The sequence below is a fragment of the Tenacibaculum agarivorans genome (assembly GCF_001936575.1).
Lineage (GTDB): Bacteria > Bacteroidota > Bacteroidia > Flavobacteriales > Flavobacteriaceae > Polaribacter > Polaribacter agarivorans.
This window is the reverse complement of the sequence record NZ_MSMP01000016.1, coordinates 1-18,945: the sequence shown is the minus strand read 5'-3', so window position 1 is coordinate 18,945 and position 18,945 is coordinate 1. Positions and strand designations below refer to the sequence as shown.

The following is an 18,945-nucleotide window of genomic DNA, read 5'->3' as shown; positions in this document are numbered from 1 at the left end:
ATGAATAAAATTTTCTTTTTCATTAAACATTACTTGTTATGTAAGTGATTTACATTGTTATCTTTCCCCGTATTTTTGATTAGTGTATTGTGCTCCCAGAGTTGTTCTTTCCATAAAGCGCCATTTTCTCGAAAGATTTTCCAAGTACCATGTTTGATACCCTTTACGAAATACCCTTCGGCACTTAATTTCCCAAATTCAGATTCATAAACTTTCCAAAGTCCTTCTCTTTTATCATCTACCATTGGTCCTTCACCTGCTAATTTTCCATTTGGGTGGTACCATTTCATATCACCATTAGCTTTACCATTAATATAAATACCTTCAGAAGCTAATGTGTCATTCTCCCAATATTCTTTTCTAATTTCATGTTTGGATTCAATTGCTTTTATTTCTTTTTCTTTGACTTTTTTTGTTTGACAGTTCCAAGAAAAAACAAAAAGTAAAATACAAAAAGCGAAAGATTTATACATTACTATCGAATTTTAAAAACAGGTAATCTCATATGAGATTTTTCATAATGCGGAGTTTTCATATAAATCCAATTTAATTGCGCTCTTGAACTTTTGTTGAAAGTAGTATCGACCTTCATCTTAGTATCGAATTCAGCTTTAATAAGCGGATTTTGTTTTAAAAACTCTTCTGCTTTATCTTCAAAAACATAAGAAGAAAAACCTTCTTTACGTTGTAAAATAGTATCAAAGAAATTCCAATTAAAAAAACTATCAACAGCTTCAGCTTCCAACGTTTCTATTATATATCGAACACCATTTTGAGCTGTAGGAATTAGATAGTCTCCTTTTAAAAATTGAATTGTTTCTGTTGATCTATTTATTTCAGTATTATAGTGTAAATAATGGCCCTCAAAAGGAGTTGTAACAGTTTCAAAGCTTTTGATATGATCTACTTCAACATTTAAAATAGTATCTTTTTTAAAGCGTGTAAATTCAATTTTATTATTCTTTAATCGTTCAATCACTTTACGCCAACCTTGAGGGATAATATATGCTTTTGGTATGGTAATCTCTTTAGTAACTTCAAAGTTATTGTAATATTCAATGTCTTTTTCATAAGGTTTATTTTTGTCGTAAAACAATCGCTTTCCGTTAGTAACTTTACTATTTATGTATTCTCCTTCATAACCTTTAAATCTAAATTTAGTAGGATTTTTTCTGTCAACTTTATACTGTATAGGATATTTCTTTTGATTGATGATTTTCTGTGCAGCATTTACTCTTAATTCTTTGATTTTTTTTGAATTTATTTCCGTAAAATCAAGCATAGAAAATAGCAACTCATAAGTTTGCTCAACACGAGTTTTGTAGGGTTTTAGCATATGTGTTTCTACCATCATACCAAAGGTGTTAAATAACGTAGTATAACCAGTTGAATAACGTGGTGAGTCCATAAATTGAGACCAGCCTTTGTCTGGAGTACTACCCCAAACATTAACGTAAGGCGTAATAGGGATTCCTTTTTTTTCTAATGAGTTTTCTAAATATGGTCTGATATTATTTTCTAAAAATACACCTAGTTCATTCCCTAATTTATTATGTTGGGTGAATAAATGTGTGATAGCATATTGATAATCCGCACCGTTACTCACATGATTATCGATAAAAACATCAGGATTTACAGTGTGAAAGATCTCAGCAAAAGCTGCTGCATTTTTAGTGTCTTGTTTTACAAAATCTCGATTCAAATCAAAGTTTCTAGCATTTCCTCTAAACCCATATACTTTTGGTCCATCTTGATTTGCTCTGGTATGAGAATTTCTATTTAAGGCTCCTCCTATGTTATATATAGGAATAACACATAATAAAGAGTTTGCGTACGTTTTTTTTAAAGAATCATTTTGAACAATATCTCTTAACATCATCATAGAAGCATCAATACCATCAGACTCTCCAGGATGTATTCCATTATTGACAAGGATTTTATTCTTTTTGATGTTTTTAATTTCATTTCTTTCTGTTCTACCATCAGTATTTAGAACAGCCAAGTGCAAAGGTTTTCCGCTATCTGTTTCACCGTATTCTAATACTGTGATTTCTGGATACGTATCAGCTAATTTTTTATAATATGAAATTACTTCTTGATATGTTGGCGTTTCAGTTCCTTTTGAGGTTTCAAAAAGTGTAGTAAAATCTTTATTGAGTTCATTTTCTTTAGTTTGATTACAGGAAAAAAATGAAAGTAAAATCAATGAAATAATATATCTATTCATATGATTAACGTATAAGTTTAGTTGATTTATGTTTGCAGAGTCAAGAATTTAAACTCTTACTGAGTCTGGTACCAAACCTGTATAATCTCCATCATTTCGTATCACATCTCTAACAATTGATGATGAGATATAACTTTTTCCTGAAGAAGTTAATAAGAAAACAGTTTCAATTTCTGATAGTTTTCTATTGGTGTGAGCAATAGCTTTTTCAAACTCAAAATCTGCAGGATTTCGAAGTCCTCTTAAAATAAATTGAGCATCTATTTCTCTACAAAAATTAACAGTTAATCCTTTATAGGTAACTACTTTAATTTTAGGTTCATTCTTAAAGGCCTCTTCTATAAATTGTTTGCGTTTCTCTAGTGGAAACATATATTTTTTATCAGCATTAATACCAATAGCAATAATGAGTTCATCAAATAAAGTAATTCCTCTTTCTATAATATCTAAATGCCCTAGTGTGATAGGGTCAAATGATCCTGGAAAAATAGCACGTTTCATATATTTCAATTATCAATTATCAATTATCAATTATCAATTATCAATTATCAATTATCAATTATCAATTATCCTAGAATTATATCTTAATAAGAACAGATAATCTTTAAAATAAAATTATTTATAATTTAGCATTGTATTTGTTATGATTCAATTTTAAAAAATACACTTAACTTCCAACTTCCAACTTCCAACTTCCAACTTCCAACTTCCAACTTCCAACTTCCAACTTCCAACTTCCAACTTCCAACTTCCAACTTCCAATTTCCAACTTCCAACTTCCAATTTCCAACTTCCAACTTCGATTTCGACAAGCTCAATCTCCATCTTAGTTTTAATTCAACTTTTAACTTATTATTTTAACGCACTTTCAATAGCATTATCAAATAATTCAGTTAAAGAAATTCCTGCTTCTTTGGCTTGTTGTGGTAGAATACTTTCTTCAGTAAGTCCAGGTACGGTATTCATTTCTAAGAAATGAGGTTCTCCTTTAACCAAAATATACTCTGATCTAGAAAAACCACTCATATTTAAAACAGTGTATACTTTTTTAGCTATGGCATTTACCTTTGTTTCTTCTTCAGGAGTTAATCTAGCAGGAGTAATTTCCTGTGATTTTCCTTCGTATTTCGCTTCATAATCAAAAAAGTCATTCTCAGATACAATTTCTGTGATTGGTAATACCTTAGTTTTGTTTTTATATTGAATTACGCCTACCGAAACTTCTGTTCCGTCTAGAAAACTTTCAATAAGAATTTCATCATCTTCTTTATAAGCTTTTTCAATTCCAGATAGAATATCTTCTTTTGTATGCGCTTTCGATATTCCAAAACTAGAACCTGCATTATTAGGTTTTATAAAACAAGGAAGTCCAACTGTATTGACAATGTCATCAACAGTAATAGTATTTCCACGATTTAAGTACACCGATTTTGCTGTTGGAATATTATATTTTCTTAAAATACTTAATGTATCTCTCTTATTAAATGTTAACGCCATTTGATAAAAAGAAGCCGAGGTATGTTGTATACCTAACAAGTCAAAATAAGCTAGAATGGTTCCGTTCTCACCAGGAGCACCATGAATAGCATTAAAAACACAATCAAATGTGATTTTCTTGCCATCTTTTTCAATAGAAAAATCGTGTTTGTTTACAGGTATCTTTATATCGTTATCAACGTAGAACCAACCTTCTTTAAGAATATGAATGCAAAAAGCATTGTATTTATTTGTGTTTAGATGTTTAAAAACAACATTACCGCTTTTAAGCGAAATGGCTACCTCAGAAGAATAGCCACCCATAATAATGGCAATATTTTTTTTCATTTTTAGTTTTTGATCTTATAAACTTACCAAAAATAGTATTTTAAAAATTGATGTTTCTAAAATACTATTATTTTTAATGTACATTTGTTGCATCTTTCAAAAAATCAAAAATGAAATTATTACACTTTTTAAAAAGTAAGACATTTTTTATTCAAGTTGGAATTGCTATAGTAGGATTATTAGCTTTTATTTTTATGTTACAATGGTGGTTAGGATACACTACAAATCATAACCAAAAAATTCAAGTTCCAAATCTAGAGAAAAAGACATTAGCTGAAGTAGAACAGCAATTAACAGAGTTAAATTTATCGTTTGTTGTTATTGATAGTGCTAGTTATAATCCTGACTATCCAAAAAAATCAGTAATCGACCAAAATCCTGAAGCAGGAGATTTTGTTAAAGATAGACGTAAAATTTACCTGACATTAAATCCATCTAAATATAAAGATGTAGCGATTCCAGATTTAAATGGAAAAACTAAACGTCAAGCAATAACTCATTTACGTTCTATAGGTTTCACAGTAGGGAAGGACTATACTTATGTACCAGATATAGGAAAAGATGTGGTAAGAGGTTTAAAATATAAAGGAAAGCAGATTGGTTTAGGTGATAAACTCCCTAAAAAATCTGTCATCAACCTTATTTTAGGTGATGGTTCAAAAAACTAACAGACCAATCATTCATTGAATAACTATTAATTGATAATTGAGATTACCGGATAATGCAAGAGAATCATGATATTCAGGATAACGAAGATTTGTATGAACATTACAGGTTTGTAGCTACTGAAGGGCAAGAACCACTTAGAGTAGATAAATTTTTAATGAATTTTATTGAAAATGCTACACGTAATAAAATTCAACAAGCTGCAAAGGCAGGAAATATTTTAGTTAATGATATAGCGGTAAAATCAAACTATAAGGTTAAACCCAAAGATGTAGTTCGTGTGGTGTTATCTTACCCTCCACATGAAAATTTATTAGTTGCTGAAGATATTCCAATTAACATTGTATATGAAGACGATGATGTAATAGTGGTTAATAAAGAGCCTGGTATGGTTGTACATCCAGGACATGGAAATTATTCAGGGACTTTAGTGAATGGTTTAATTCATCATATAGAAAACTTACCTAAAAATAGTAATGAGCGTCCAGGTTTAGTACATCGAATTGATAAAGATACTAGTGGTTTATTAGTAATTGCTAAGACAGAGCATGCCATGGCACATTTGTCAAAACAGTTTTTTGATAAAACTACAGAACGTTTATACCATGCATTAGTTTGGGGTACTGTTGAAAATGATTCAGGTACAATAGAAGGTCATATTGGAAGAAGTCAGAAAGATAGAATGCAAATGACAGTATATCCTGATGGAGAATTTGGTAAACCTGCAGTTACACATTATAGAGTACTAGAACGTTTTACATATGTTACTTTAGTAGAATGTAAATTAGAAACAGGAAGAACACATCAAATCAGAGCTCATTTTAAATATATAGGTCATACTTTATTTAATGACGAACGTTATGGAGGTGATCAAATATTAAAAGGAACTACATTTACCAAGTACAAGCAATTTGTAGATAACTGTTTTAAAGTTTTACCTAGGCAAGCATTACATGCAAAAACGTTGGGTTTTGTACACCCTACCAGTGGAAAAGTAATGCAATTCAATTCAGAAGTGCCTGAAGATATTGAAGCGTGTTTAGAGAAATGGAGAAGATACGCAGTAAATTCAATAGAAGAATAAGTGACGAAAATCGAATCAGTGATAATTTATGGGAATGGAAATTACAATCTTGAAATTTACAGTAATTTCAATTGTAAGAATTACTTATTTTTCAGGTTGCAGTGAGAAGTTTTTTACCTTAAATAACTAGCAAAATAGTAGAGATTGAAAGTTAGTTTATAATACGACTTTTGGAATACAATTTCGTTTAAACATTTTGTCACTTCGAGTGAAATTATTCGTAATTAAATGAAGAATAATTTTGTATCGAGAAGTAGTAGTTTTGTTCTCGATACATTTTTTACTACGCTAACGCTTCATGAAAAATACTCGAACTGACATATGCGAAAGAATTAATCGTAAATCGTATAACATGTTGTACATTAAATACTATCCAAATTAAAAAATGATAAAGTAACTATTCAATTTAAATATTTCGTACATCTAAAATCGTATCATTACTATTTTACTTTCTATATTTTTAAATTGAGTCGATAGCAAAATAACCCCTATAAAATACGTTTGATTCCGAAAATCCCAATCGCTGAGAATCGCGTATTTGAAAATAAAATATATTTAGATACGAATACTAAATTTTCAGGCGGTTGAAAAAATTAGCTTTTTATTCTTTCTTTTACTAAACTCATAATTCTTTCAAACTGTTCTTCCAGTCCCATATCAGAATTATCAAATTCAATAGCATCATCTGCTTTGATTAACGGAGAGTCTTCTCTTGTAGAATCAATACGATCTCTTTCTTGAACGTTATGAAGGATGTCTTCGTAGTTAACATTATCGCCCCTGTCAATAAGCTCCTTATATCGTCTGATCGCTCTTTTATCTGCGGAAGCAGTCATAAATAATTTCAATTCAGCATCAGGAAAAACAACTGTGCCAATGTCTCTACCATCCATTACTATACCTTTATCCTTACCCATTACTTGTTGTTCTGAAACTAACTTTTTTCTAACGGCCGAAATGGCAGAAACTTTACTAACCAATTTAGACACATCTAACGTTCGAATTTCTTTCTCTACATTTTCATCGTTTAAATACATTTCAGCAAAACCAAGTGTGTCATTAAAAACAAATGAAAGTCTTATGGAATCAAGATCATTAATGAGTTTATCTATTTCAAAAGAATTAGCGTCAATATATTGTTTCCTCATGGCATAAAAAGTTACTGCTCTATACATTGCACCTGTATCTACATATATGTAGTTCAATGTTTTAGCTAATTGTTTGGCAATAGTACTTTTTCCAGTAGATGAAAACCCATCTAAAGCAATGATAATTTTGTTAGCGCTCATTAAATGTGATTAATTGGCAACAAAGATAAAGCTTAGCTTGTTAATTTGACTCGTAAAATTTATAGTTTTTCGTCATGAAAAGTCAAAATACCAAGATATATGGGAAGCACAGGAGTTTTTTTCTGAAAGAATTGTAGTCCAATTTTGAGGAATAAAATTTTGAGCATTTCCAGATAGTACAGTTAGTTTGGCTTTGTAATAGAAATAGTATGAATTTTTCGGGTTAATACTTGGTAGGCGCAATTTCTGTTCTGTTCTTATTTAAATCAATAGAAAGTCCGAAGGTGCTAACATTAGAAGCAGAATGAAATCTTGAATACGCATAGTTTAATTTGATTTTATTCATTCGCAAACCAAAACCAAAAGAGATACCACCAAAGGTTCTTACATTTTGTAATTGTAACTCTTTTCCTCTTCTAAAATTGTAACCAATTCTAACATTAACAGCTCTTTTTGGAAATAATTCAGCACCAATTATAAAATGTCGTAAAGCATTATCAATAAAAGAAATTTCTTCCTCTGTAGTATTGCCATCCAAATCAGTAGTTTGATTAGAAGGATTAGGAACGCTAATATCCCATTGTTGTAAATTATCAACAGTCAAATACCAACGTAAAGGTAAGTTTTCAGGTAGGTAAGAAGCTCCTATAGCAACTTCAAAAGGTAAGTTTTCACTTTCTCCGTTAAAAGTACTCAATTGGGTACCTATATTTCTCATGACAAGCGAAAAAGTATAAGGTTTTAACGCATTATAATATATGGCTCCAAAATCTAATGCTAATCCTGTAGAAGAAAAGTTAGCAATAGAAGAATAGATGAATTTAACACTAGTACCTATATAAATATGAGAGTTTGGAATTTGGTATGAAGTTCCTAAGGCTAAAGCAATATCACTGGCATTAAAAGTTCCTGTCTCATTTCCATCTACATCTGCTTGAATGAATTCACCATAATTTACATAAGTAATATTAGAATGAAATGTTTTAAAAATCCCTGAGAAATTATGAGCATAAGAAACTGATCCGATAGAAATGCCAGCTAAAAAACTAGAATAATTAGCAGATATTTGTTTGTTTAAATTTGAATTGATAGTTGCAGGATTCCATGTGGGTTGATCTACATCATCAAGTAAATTAAGCGTTTTTCCACCCAGTGCAGTTTGTCTAGCGTTAGTAGAAGTATTCAAAAAAGAAAAGATAGAAGTACCAGCAACTTGAGCATGTGAAACTAAGGCGAAAAAAATACAAATAAAAAAAAATTGCTTTAACATTTTTTTAAGATCATATAATAAGTTCGTAAAATTAACGTATTAATTTTAACCGTAGTGTTATAAAATTTAAATTATAGGGATAAAATTTGTATTTACAATAAAATGAATATATTTGTATGTTATATATGTTAACTACATATAGTAAATTAGGTTTAATAGTCCCCGCTTATTATGTATAAGTACAGTAAAACAAATATTAAGTTGCTTATTCTTATACTGCTATGCTTTTTGTGTAGTGGTACTTATTTGTTTGGGCAAACTACAATTCAAAAGCCAATGCTTTTTTCTCCGGTGACAGGTAATCCGATTACTTTTGCTTGTGCATCTACTGGAGCTAATCTTTTTCAAGTTAGATTTGATGTTTCAGGAGCTAGCTTAGGACCAGATAATACCTATACAGTAATTCTTTCTGACCCTAACGGGAATTTTGATTCAGGAACTCAAGATCTTGGAAATTTTAAGAGTAATAGTCTTTTTAATGTAACTACTAGTTTTGCTTTTCCTGCAAATACATATGGGGCTAGTTACAGAATAAAGATAGTTTCTAGTCATCCATTACCAGATGGTCTAGAAAGTGTGCCTTCAGATCCTTTTGAGGCTTATTTTATTGATACAGATCCGGCTACAGGTCGACTAGTTTTAGATGATGGAGATGGTGATTTTGGAGATGCTGTAGTAATATGTGGAGGTGCGCCTGTAGATATCTCGGTGAATATATTAAATCCTGATTTTACCTACAGATGGTTTAGAGTAAATCCAACTACTGGTGCTGATGATGTGATTCCTGGACAAACGGATTCTACGTTACAAGTAACACAACCAGGAACATATTTTGCTGCAGTAGAGCGCGGAGCATGTACAAATTCCAGTGCAGCTAGGTTAACTACTTCAAATAGGTTAACTGTCACTTCAGTGTCTCCAATGGGATTAACAATCCAAGATAGTAGTGGAGCTGATCTTACTACGGTAGAAATTTGTGCTAACGAGACTTTTGAGTTGAATTCAAGTGTCACAGGTGATCCTACACTGAATTATATATGGTATAAAGACGATGTGCCTATTACAGGATTGCCTAGTAATGCTACGTCATATACTATACCGGCTAGTAATCAGTTTGGTGTATATCGACTTGAAATAGAGGTAGGAGGATGTATTAGTAATTCTCAAAATGTAACTATACAACAGCGGTCAGGTTCTGATTTTGATATTGATATACAAAGTAGTGCTACTAGAATCAGATTACCCAGAGAGACTATTGAATTAACGGTAGATCATAATGCAAGTTCAGAGACAATTCAGTGGTTTTTAAACGGAAATCCTATACCTGCTTCTAACAATGCGTTATTAAATGTTGTAGGAGAAGGAGTATACTGCGCTGAAGTAGTAGACAATTCTACGTCTTGTCCTTTTTCGAAAAAAACAGAAGAAATCACAGTGGTAGATGCTGTAGACTTAGATGTTGCTATCAGAACGGCAGAGAATTACACAGAATGTGAAAATGAAAATACAGTACTATCTATTGTAGGGATAACTGCAACAGGTACAGATGGTAATGATTATAGTTTATCTGAAGATCAAATAGATTTTTTAACCGCAGATTATTTGCAATGGGTAAAAGATGGAACTGGTATTAGTGGTGCAACATTGGATACTTATACGGTAGGTTCGTATTTAGACAATGGTTCATACACATTAGATGTTGAATTAAGTGCTACTTCAACAATAAGTTCTGATCCTCTAGATGTATTATTAGGTTTAGGTAATGTTGAGGTTATGTCTTCTTCAGTGTCCAATAATTTATGTCCAGGAGAAACAATAACATTTAGTTTAACAACTGTAGCTGGTTATACATACAGATGGTTTAAAGATGGGTCTGAACTAACCGTTGCTGATCCTAGTAATGTTGTAATTGATGAAATAGGTTTATATAGTGTGACTTATGAAGGTTTTGGGTGTCTTACAACTATAGCAGAGATTAATGTTTTAGAGTTTGATGATTCAGTATTAGAAGTAAGTCCATCAAGCACAGCAGTGTTATCGCCAGGAGAAACAGTAACAATAACAGCATCAGGAGCGGATTCTTATGAGTGGTTTGCAGAAGATGGAACATTGTTGTCTACCACAGATGCATTAGATGTTGTAAGTTTAGGTACATTTACGGTGATTGGAACCGTAGGAGGCTGTACAGCGCAAAGAGAAATTAATGTAGTTGAAGATGATGGTAAGTTAATAATACCCAACATACTAACTCCATTTAATGGGGATGGTATTAATGATACTTGGGAATTACCAAATAGATTTGCATTCCAAACGAATGTTCAGGTAATTATTTATAATTCAAGGGGAAATGAAATTTTAAATACCATGGATTATCAGAATAATTGGCCTGAAGAGAATAATTTAAAAGACGGAATGTTATTCTATTTTAAAGTTTTAAAAGACAATAATTTAGTTAAAGCGGGGACAATCTCCATATTGCAATAAGTATATGGTAAAGAAAATTACGTTATTAGTACTATTAACTTTATGCTCTCTTACTAGTTTTTCACAGCTAAGTATAGGTGAGGATGAGTATAATGGGTTTTCTGCTAGGAGCTTTATGAAATTTAATAATTTCATGACAGTTCCTACATTTTCATTATTACATAGAGAAACAGCAACAATAGAAGCTATAAGTAGAAGCTCAAATATTGAGTTTCAAGACGCAGCACGTTTACACATTGTTAGTTATTCAGGAAAAATGCAAGATAATGTAGGGGCAGGGATAGCTGTTTTTCAACAAGATATAGGAGTCTTTAAAGATTTCGGTGCTATGGTAAATTATGCATATCAACTTAAATTAGGAGAGAAAAATAAACTTACGTTTGGATTCAATTTTTTCTACAGTAGAAGAGGAATAGATAACCCAAGAGTTTTAAGTAATACAGTTGATCCATTGATCAATAACTATCAAGATAAACCAGTAGTGGTTCTACAGCCAGCAGCAACAGTTTCATTTGGGAAATTGGATGTTGGACTATTTTTTGAAAATCTAGGGGATTTCAACTTAAAAACTAGCGAATTTGTTACAGGATTTGCAGATAAAACCATTTCTGCACATGCTGCTTATACATTTGATTTTGTAAATACCTCAGGTTTATTACAAGGTATGCGGGTAAGAGCATTAGGTATAGGTAGAAGAACAAAAGTAGATGGGTTTTCTTATGCTGCAACTGCTTTAGCAGATTTACCAAAAGTAGGTTGGCTAAAAGTAGGTTATGATAAGTCTTTTGGACTAAATGCAGGTTTTGGTATCAATTTAAATAAAAAACTTTCTATTGGTTTTGCATATGAAAAGCAAGAAAATTTAAGTGGAACTAATGAAGTAGGTTTAATTTATAAATTTGGTAGAAGTAGACTAAGATCTAGAAGAAATCCAAATGTTAAGGTTATTATTCCAGAAAATAATCCTACACCAACTATTGAGCGTAGAGAAGAAGAGTATAAAGATCCTGAGCATAATGATTTATCTGATGAGGTAAGAATAGCTCAAGATTCAATTAATAAGTTAAATAGAAAAGTTGATGAAATTCTTAAACGTTTAGAGAATCAACCAACAAATACAACTACTATTATAAAAGAGGTAACTCCAGAAACACCTAAGGCGCAACCGACTGAAGATAGAGATCAATCGTTGCCAAGACGATCTAGCAAGCCATGGAGACAAAGTTCTACTACGACTAGAGGTGGTGGTGGAACTATGTACTATGTTGCTTTTGATCAGTTTAGAGATATTAAGAAAGCAAAAGCAGAGGTTGAAAAACTTAGGAAAAGAAAAATAAAAGCAAGATATGTTAGAGATCCTAAGTATAATGTATATGTAGTGTATTTCAAACGCTTTGGTAAAAAAGAAGAAGCAGAAGAACTTGTAGATGAAGTAAATGGTTCTGGTAAAAAAGGTTTTGAGAATGATAAAACTAGCGGAACATCGGCAAATGATATTAGTAGTTTAAAAGCTGCTACAGGCGGAGGTAAAGGAGATAAAGGAGCTGGAGGTAACAACCTATATGTAATGAAAGTTACATTAGGGGCTGAAGGAGAGTTAATTAAAGAACCAAAATCGCAAGGATCTGCTAGAGTAAGAACAATGAAGTTAATGGATGGTTTAGAGCCAGGTTACTACCTACAAGTAGGTGTATTCTCTAAGAAACCGTATGCAGACAGATTTTTAGATGAGTTAGAAAATGATAATATAAATGCTGGATATTTCTTGAATCCCAAAACAGGTAATAGACACATTTACATACATAAAACAGATGATAGAGCTGAAATAATTAAATTGTTTAAAAACAATTTAAATGGAGCCTATTATGATCGAAAGAGTATTATTCAAATAAGATAATGGTTTAAGTCAATTGAGAATTATGAAAAAATCATTATATTTAAATGAAGTGAGCTTTTTAGTGTGATTTATATTTTACGTATTAGTTTTTAGAAAATTTTACTTAGTATCCCCAAAAAATGAAGACAAAATTACTTTTTATCATTACAGTCTTTAGTATGATGATGAGTTTTTCTCAGGAAGAGAAGAACATATCATTTACCCCATCAGCTAAAGCAAAAAAAATACCTGAAATTCAGGTAGATAATCTGTCTAAGGAAATACAGTCAAAAAAAGGAATCGTTATAAACGAAGTTCCTGCAAATAATGTAATGGCAAGGAGGCTTCCTGATACTCCATTTACACAAAGGCTGGCCACAGGTGGTATAAATATAAAAGGGGATATCACTTTTGTAGGTAATAATATCTTAAACAGAGATTACACAAACCTTGTTACATATACAAGAAGTGCAACTCAGCAAACGCTAACTGATTTTTGTGGTTTTACGTATACAGATTATGTATATACTGAAACAACTGATCGATTAACTGCAGATATAGCACATCCTAATAATACTGAAGAATTATACTATTTTGCGGGATTCACATTTTTTGGATGTAGGGAAAGTTACAGAAGAATAAGAGATGATATTGTTAATTTTAACAATGGAGATTTCGATATGCAATATATAGATGTGGATGACCTAGAGGGGATTACAGGTAATGGGGATACATTTTCTTCTTCTAAATCTACATTAACATTACCTGCTTGTTCTAGGGTAGAATATGCAGGATTATATTGGGCTGGAATTTATCCATATAATAATTGGTCAACAGAGGGGGCAAGAGAAGGAGATTATAGAGATATAAAATTCAAATTACCAGGACAAAATTATCAAGATATTACAAGTGATGAGGTGATATATGATAGTGGTATTACACAACAACGACCCTATGTCTGTTATAAAGATGTAACCACTATGGTACAATCCCTAGCTAATCCAAATGGAGATTATTTCGCAGGTAATATTAGGGCAACGGTTGGAAATGACTTTAATTATGGTTTAGGAGGTTCTGCAGGATGGGTGATGGTTATCATTTATGCAGACGAAACAGAATCTAGTAAAAACATTTCTATTTTCGATGGATTCTCGACTATTGACGGTACTAATAATACAGATGTTTTATTTGATGGATTTACTACAATTCCAGCAGGGCCAGTTAGAGCTCAGTTTTTAACTGCTGCATTAGAAGGAGATGGTTTTATTACTGGAGATAACTTCCAGATTCAGAATACTTCTTCGGTTTTTGTTGATGTAACAAATACAAGAAACCCGTTGGATAATTTCTTCAATGGTAGTATAACAAAGTATGATGCTTTTGATACTAATAGAAATTTAGATAGTGAAAATACATTAGGATTTGATGTTGACTTATTTGAGTTAAATAACCCAAGTAATACCATTATAGCCAATGGACAAACAAGTTTTACAGCTAGATTTACAACATCCGGTGATGTGTATTGGCCATTTTTAAATGTAATGGCTGTAGAAATTATACAGCCTGATGTTCAGTTGGTTAAAACGGTGACTGATGCATCAGGAACACCACTTCCCCACAACGATCCTGTAAATTTGAATGATGAATTGATATATAATATAAATCTTCAAAATATAGGTACTGATGATGCTATCAACACAGTAATAACAGATCAATTACCAAAAAATATTCAGAATTTTGATCCATCAACAGATTTAACTTTACCTACAGGTATTTCTTTAGTTAGTTATGAAACACCTTCTGCGTTGAATGGTTTTCAGGGAATACTAACATTATCTGTAGATGATTCCTTAGTAGAGGAAGGTGGTTCAGATCATAATATAGAAATAAGAGTTCGAATTGTTAGTGATTGTAGTTTACTAACAGATGTATGTTCTAATGTAATTGAAAATAGGGCATCGGCAAGTTATGAAGGAAGAGAAGGAGGAGTAGTTGTATCCAACTCATTAAGTTTCTCAGGAGTAGATGCCTGTGGTTTTGGAGAGGCTAGGTCAACTAATGTTTTAGCTGATATAGCAACATGTGCGACTAATGCGCAAAGTGTTACTTTATGTGGGGCTTCAGTAACTTTACCTGGAGGAACTGGTTTTTTATCATATGAATGGAGAGATGCATCAGGTACAGTAGTAAGTACAAATCAAGATTATGTAGCAACTGCAGTAGGAACATATACGGTGACTAGAGTAAATCCACCGGGAGTACCAGCAGGTTGTGTGGCATTTGATTTAACATATAATGTTGGTCCATTTGGTTCAGGAACCAATCCTTTGATAGCTATAGCAGATAGAACAGTTACTTGTGTAAGTGATGCTACTTTAGAATTATCAGAAATTTATTTATGTGGTGATTCAGATTCTCGTACTATAGCTACTGGAGTTGGAGCACCAACTACAGTTACTTGGCAAGAACTTAGTGTTCCAACAAGCCCAGCACCAGATGCAACATGTCCAGATATTAATGGAACATGGGTAGATGTTGCAACAGATCCAAATAATCCTACAAGAAATTTTTCAGATGCAGGGCAATATAGATTAATAATTGAAGAATCAGGAGGGTGTTTTGACCGTTACTATTTTAATGTATTCAAAGGAACAATTAACCCAACTATAGTCCCACAAGATATTATTTGTGGTAATGCGGGTAGTATAACTATAAATAATGTACCAGCTGGATATGAATATGCACTAGTTAATGCAGGGGCTTCTGCTCCAGCAGCTTCAGCTTACCAAACTTCTAACGTATTTTCTGTAACTACAGCTGGTAGTTATGATGTGTACATTAGAAATACATCAATTTCTTGTGTATTCCCTTTCTTTAATATAGCTGTAGGTTCTGTTGATTTAGATGTTACAGTCAATACAACACCAATTTTATGTGATGGTGATTCGGGAGAAATTAATGTGCAAGTAGCCTCAGGTTTACCAGCAACAACTCAATACATATATAATATTGTAAATCCTGGAGGAGGTTCAGCAGGTAGTTTTGGACCTACAACTGATCGTGCCAGAACTTTTACAGTAAATAGTTCAGGTATATATACTGTTCAGGTAACGACTACAGATTCTGCAAGTACAGTTACGTGTTCTTTTTCAGAAGATACACCAGAATTTACAGTACCTGCGCCTTTAAATTTAACTGCGGTTAATACAAAAGATATAAACTGTAGTAACGGAATTATAAGTTTAACAGGTAGTGGAGGAACTGCATCAGATCCTGATGCTATATGGCTTGAAGCAGAATGTGGTACAGTAGGAGGACGTTGGGATAGTATAAATGATACAGATGCTTCAGGTGGTACTTATGTTACTATTCGTTCGGGTAGCAATAGTTTAGGTAGTGCTCCAACTAATGCGAATGGACAAATAACATTTAGTGTTGATATAGCTAATGCAGGTACCTTTAGTCTTTGGGGAAGAGTCATAACGCCGACAACTAATGACGATTCATTTTGGATTACGGTGGATGGTGGCACCCCATTTAGATGGAACGGTATTGGACCTACAAGTACTTGGGATTGGTTTCAAGCGAATACATATACTTTAAGTGCTGGTACACATACGATTACTATTGGTTTCCGAGAAGATGGAGCTTTATTAGATAAATTGTATTTAACAAGTTTAGGAGATACTCCATCAGGGATGGGAGGAGCTTCTAGCAATTGTGCTGGTGCAGGGCCATCAGTATTAACATATGCACTTTGGTCATACACTCCAGCAACAACAGCAACAGCATCTGCAATTTCGTATACAGATGTTTCAGGTATACCAGCAACTTTTAACGCTACAACTTTAGAAGGATTTACAACTAATACTACATATAGTATACCTGTAGGACAAGAAGGTACATATGAGTTTATTATTATAGATAGTAACAACTGTACTCAAATATCATCTCCTGTAACAATAAGCCTGGAGGATCAATTACAGTTTAGTGAAGTACATACCGATGTTACTTGTCCTGGAAATAACGATGGTAGCATTACTATAAATACAGATACACCACCAGGATTAATAGGGTATTCTTTAGAATACAGTATAGATGGAGGTACTAGTTTTCAAACAAGTAATGATTTTACTGGATTAGGAGTAGGAAGTTATACAATTACCGTAAGAGCTACAAAAGGAACTTCTATTTGTCCATATACAGTAGGTCCGATTTCAATAGATGCTACTTCAGCACCAACAAGTACAGCAAGTTTAACAAGAGATTCTACTTGTCCTCAGCCAAATGGAACTATTACATTTACTAATGCAACTGGAGGATCAGGATCTGGTTATCAATATAGTGTAGATAATGGTGTCACTTGGCAGTTTTCTACAATATTTAATAATATTACTCCAGGAACATATAATTTACAAGTAAGAGATTCTAACGGATGTAGTAATCCTGTATTACCAGCAATAGTAGTTGAAGCACATCCTGTGATTCCTGATTTTACAAATACTATTGATTATAATTGTGATGGTACAGCAACAGTAACATTAATAGCACCAGCTACACCTTCATTAACATATACCTATAGTATAGATGGTGGTACACCACAAGCTTCTAATGTATTTACAAATGTAAATCCTGCAGCACATACTTTTACAGTAAGAGCTGATAGAGCTTGTCCTAGAGATTTCATTATAAATGTATTACAAAATCAACAATTTAGCGGAAGTATTGTATCCTCTAGCAATTTAGAATGTAATGCTTCAGATAATGGTACAATAACAATTCAAGCTAGTAACTTTAATGGAGGAAATTATGAATATTCTACAGATGGAGGAGCAACTTGGGATTCTACTTCTGACAACCCTTATAGAATTCCTGGATTAGCAGCTGGAACTTATGATGTTAGAATTAGAGAAACTTCAGGTTCAATAGTTTGTGAATTAAATTTAGGTACAGTTACTATTACTCAACCAGATTTATTATCTGTTACAGGAACAATAACAACAAATCCTAGTTGTTTAGGAGGTACAGCAACAATAAACGTACAAGGTAGTGGAGGTACTCCTCCATATGAATATAGTATAGATAATGGAACAACTTGGCAAACATCAACAGTATTTTCAGGATTAGCTCCTGGTACTTATACTGTTAGTATAAGGGATGGGAATAATTGTACAGAGTGTGGTTGCTCTACAGATCCATTTACAAATGGAAGTTTTGAAAATGTTGCATCACCATTTACTACTTATATAATAACAGACGAAAATAATGTTGATGGATGGGAAGCTGATGCTGATAATAGAATTGAATTATGGAGAAGTGGAAATGGAGGAGTTCCATCAGCTGATGGAGAATATTTTGCAGAATTAAATGCAAACTTACCTTCAGCTTTATACCAAGAATTTTGTACCATACCTGGTGATGTAATTAATTGGTCTTTAAATCATAGAGGTAGAAGTGGAGTAGATGTAGCTGAAGTAAGAATCGGAGCAAGTTTAGCAACTCCGAATTTTACAGAAACTATGACTGATGGAACTTCAGCTTGGGGTTCATATTCAGGATCTTATACTGTTCCAGCAGGACAAACAACAACAATAATTTCATTTGTTGCTATTTCAACAGCTACAGGGAGTTTATCTATAGGGAATTTTATAGATAATGTCAGAATGACAGTCAATGCAGTAGGTTGTACACCTTTTGAAATTACCATTCCTAACCCGACAAATCCTACTCATACTGCAACACCAACGGTTTGTTATGATGGAAGCAATGGTCAGATTGTAGTTAATGCTTCAGGTGGTTCAGGAAGTGATTATAATTTCAGTATTGATAATGGAGCGACTTGGGTAGTTCCAAGTCCAGCATCATCAAGTTATACTTTTACAGGTTTAACTCCAGGTAATTATAATGTACAAGTAAGAGATGGATTAGGTTGTGTTTCAACGACATCAAACCATACTATAAATTCAACGTTAACCGCTACAGTTTCAACAACTCCAGTTACATGTAATGATGGCGAAGTAGAGATAACGGCAAGTGGAGGAAATAATTCTTATGAATATTCAGTTGTATCTTCAGGAGGTACAGCGAGTTACGTAGCAGGAAATACTTTTGCAATTGCTACCGCAGGAAGTTATGATATTTCAGTTCGTGATGGTTTAGGCTGTACTTATGATGAGACTATTACAGTTGGTTCAGTAACGAGTCCAAGTGTAGTTGTAACGCCGA

At 32.7% G+C, this 18,945-nt stretch carries 12 protein-coding genes; 5 read left to right on the top strand and 7 right to left on the bottom strand.

Translation table 11 applies throughout. The annotated features are described in order from the left end of the window. Positions 1 to 29 precede the first annotated feature (29 nt). The 5 genes from BVC87_RS13195 to BVC87_RS13180 all read right to left on the bottom strand — a co-directional run bounded on the left by BVC87_RS13195 (position 30) and on the right by BVC87_RS13180 (position 4,051). The gene (locus BVC87_RS13195) at positions 30 to 473 is read right to left on the bottom strand and encodes a toxin-antitoxin system YwqK family antitoxin (RefSeq protein WP_075342861.1); all 444 of its coding nucleotides are present in this window, start codon (positions 471 to 473) and stop codon (positions 30 to 32) included. Positions 474 to 475: 2 nt separating this feature from the next. Beyond that, the gene (locus BVC87_RS13190) at positions 476 to 2,227 is read right to left on the bottom strand and encodes a M14 family metallopeptidase (RefSeq protein WP_075342860.1); all 1,752 of its coding nucleotides are present in this window, start codon (positions 2,225 to 2,227) and stop codon (positions 476 to 478) included. A 48-nt stretch (positions 2,228 to 2,275) separates the two neighbouring features. After that, positions 2,276 to 2,728, bottom strand: a complete 453-nt coding sequence (gene coaD, locus BVC87_RS13185; protein WP_075342859.1) for a pantetheine-phosphate adenylyltransferase — start codon at positions 2,726 to 2,728, stop codon at positions 2,276 to 2,278. A gap of 153 nt (positions 2,729 to 2,881) precedes the next feature. Further along, positions 2,882 to 3,052: a hypothetical protein gene (locus BVC87_RS23410; RefSeq protein WP_159439356.1), complete on the bottom strand. Its 171-nt coding sequence runs from the start codon at positions 3,050 to 3,052 to the stop codon at positions 2,882 to 2,884. Between the two features lie 27 nt (positions 3,053 to 3,079). Then, a complete protein-coding gene (locus BVC87_RS13180; RefSeq protein ID WP_075342858.1) occupies positions 3,080 to 4,051 on the bottom strand; it encodes a D-alanine--D-alanine ligase in 972 nt (323 codons plus the stop codon). A gap of 110 nt (positions 4,052 to 4,161) precedes the next feature. On the opposite strand from BVC87_RS13180, the gene BVC87_RS13175 reads away from it, so the two are divergent. Continuing rightward, on the top strand, positions 4,162 to 4,719 hold the full coding sequence (locus BVC87_RS13175) for a PASTA domain-containing protein (protein ID WP_075342857.1): 558 nt from the start codon (positions 4,162 to 4,164) through the stop codon (positions 4,717 to 4,719). A gap of 53 nt (positions 4,720 to 4,772) precedes the next feature. After that, positions 4,773 to 5,801, top strand: coding sequence for an RluA family pseudouridine synthase (locus BVC87_RS13170; protein WP_075342856.1), 1,029 nt, complete (start codon positions 4,773 to 4,775; stop codon positions 5,799 to 5,801). Between the two features lie 593 nt (positions 5,802 to 6,394). Here the strand turns inward: BVC87_RS13170 and cmk are convergent. Next, the gene (gene cmk / locus BVC87_RS13165; protein ID WP_075342855.1) at positions 6,395 to 7,090 is read right to left on the bottom strand and encodes a (d)CMP kinase; all 696 of its coding nucleotides are present in this window, start codon (positions 7,088 to 7,090) and stop codon (positions 6,395 to 6,397) included. A 223-nt stretch (positions 7,091 to 7,313) separates the two neighbouring features. Further along, positions 7,314 to 8,360 (bottom strand): type IX secretion system protein PorQ, encoded by a 1,047-nt coding sequence (gene porQ, locus BVC87_RS13160; RefSeq protein ID WP_075342854.1) that lies wholly within the window; start codon positions 8,358 to 8,360, stop codon positions 7,314 to 7,316. Between the two features lie 171 nt (positions 8,361 to 8,531). Here porQ and BVC87_RS13155 point away from each other — a divergent pair, with 171 nt between their 5' ends. From BVC87_RS13155 to BVC87_RS13145, 3 genes are all read left to right on the top strand, one after another. Then, positions 8,532 to 10,844: a T9SS type B sorting domain-containing protein gene (locus BVC87_RS13155; RefSeq protein ID WP_083629455.1), complete on the top strand. Its 2,313-nt coding sequence runs from the start codon at positions 8,532 to 8,534 to the stop codon at positions 10,842 to 10,844. A 4-nt stretch (positions 10,845 to 10,848) separates the two neighbouring features. Continuing rightward, complete coding sequence (locus BVC87_RS13150; RefSeq protein WP_075342852.1) at positions 10,849 to 12,741, top strand: PorP/SprF family type IX secretion system membrane protein; 1,893 nt, start codon at positions 10,849 to 10,851, stop codon at positions 12,739 to 12,741. A 119-nt stretch (positions 12,742 to 12,860) separates the two neighbouring features. Then, positions 12,861 to 18,945, top strand: a 6,085-nt coding sequence (locus BVC87_RS13145) for a hypothetical protein (protein ID WP_143569782.1), incomplete at its 3' end; no start/stop codon positions are given.

Excerpts from the sequence above, each read along its gene's own strand:
- BVC87_RS13180 (WP_075342858.1), bottom strand. The coding sequence starts at position 4,051 with ATGAAAAAAAATATTGCCATTATTATGGGTGGCTATTCTTCTGAGGTA.
- coaD (WP_075342859.1), bottom strand. The coding sequence starts at position 2,728 with ATGAAACGTGCTATTTTTCCAGGATCATTTGACCCTATCACACTAGGG.
- BVC87_RS13175 (WP_075342857.1), top strand. The coding sequence starts at position 4,162 with ATGAAATTATTACACTTTTTAAAAAGTAAGACATTTTTTATTCAAGTT.
- cmk (WP_075342855.1), bottom strand. The coding sequence starts at position 7,090 with ATGAGCGCTAACAAAATTATCATTGCTTTAGATGGGTTTTCATCTACT.
- porQ (WP_075342854.1), bottom strand. The coding sequence starts at position 8,360 with ATGTTAAAGCAATTTTTTTTTATTTGTATTTTTTTCGCCTTAGTTTCA.
- BVC87_RS13170 (WP_075342856.1), top strand. The coding sequence starts at position 4,773 with ATGCAAGAGAATCATGATATTCAGGATAACGAAGATTTGTATGAACAT.
- BVC87_RS13190 (WP_075342860.1), bottom strand. The coding sequence starts at position 2,227 with ATGAATAGATATATTATTTCATTGATTTTACTTTCATTTTTTTCCTGT.
- BVC87_RS23410 (WP_159439356.1), bottom strand. The coding sequence starts at position 3,052 with ATGGAGATTGAGCTTGTCGAAATCGAAGTTGGAAGTTGGAAATTGGAA.
- BVC87_RS13150 (WP_075342852.1), top strand. The coding sequence starts at position 10,849 with ATGGTAAAGAAAATTACGTTATTAGTACTATTAACTTTATGCTCTCTT.
- BVC87_RS13155 (WP_083629455.1), top strand. The coding sequence starts at position 8,532 with ATGTATAAGTACAGTAAAACAAATATTAAGTTGCTTATTCTTATACTG.
- BVC87_RS13195 (WP_075342861.1), bottom strand. The coding sequence starts at position 473 with ATGTATAAATCTTTCGCTTTTTGTATTTTACTTTTTGTTTTTTCTTGG.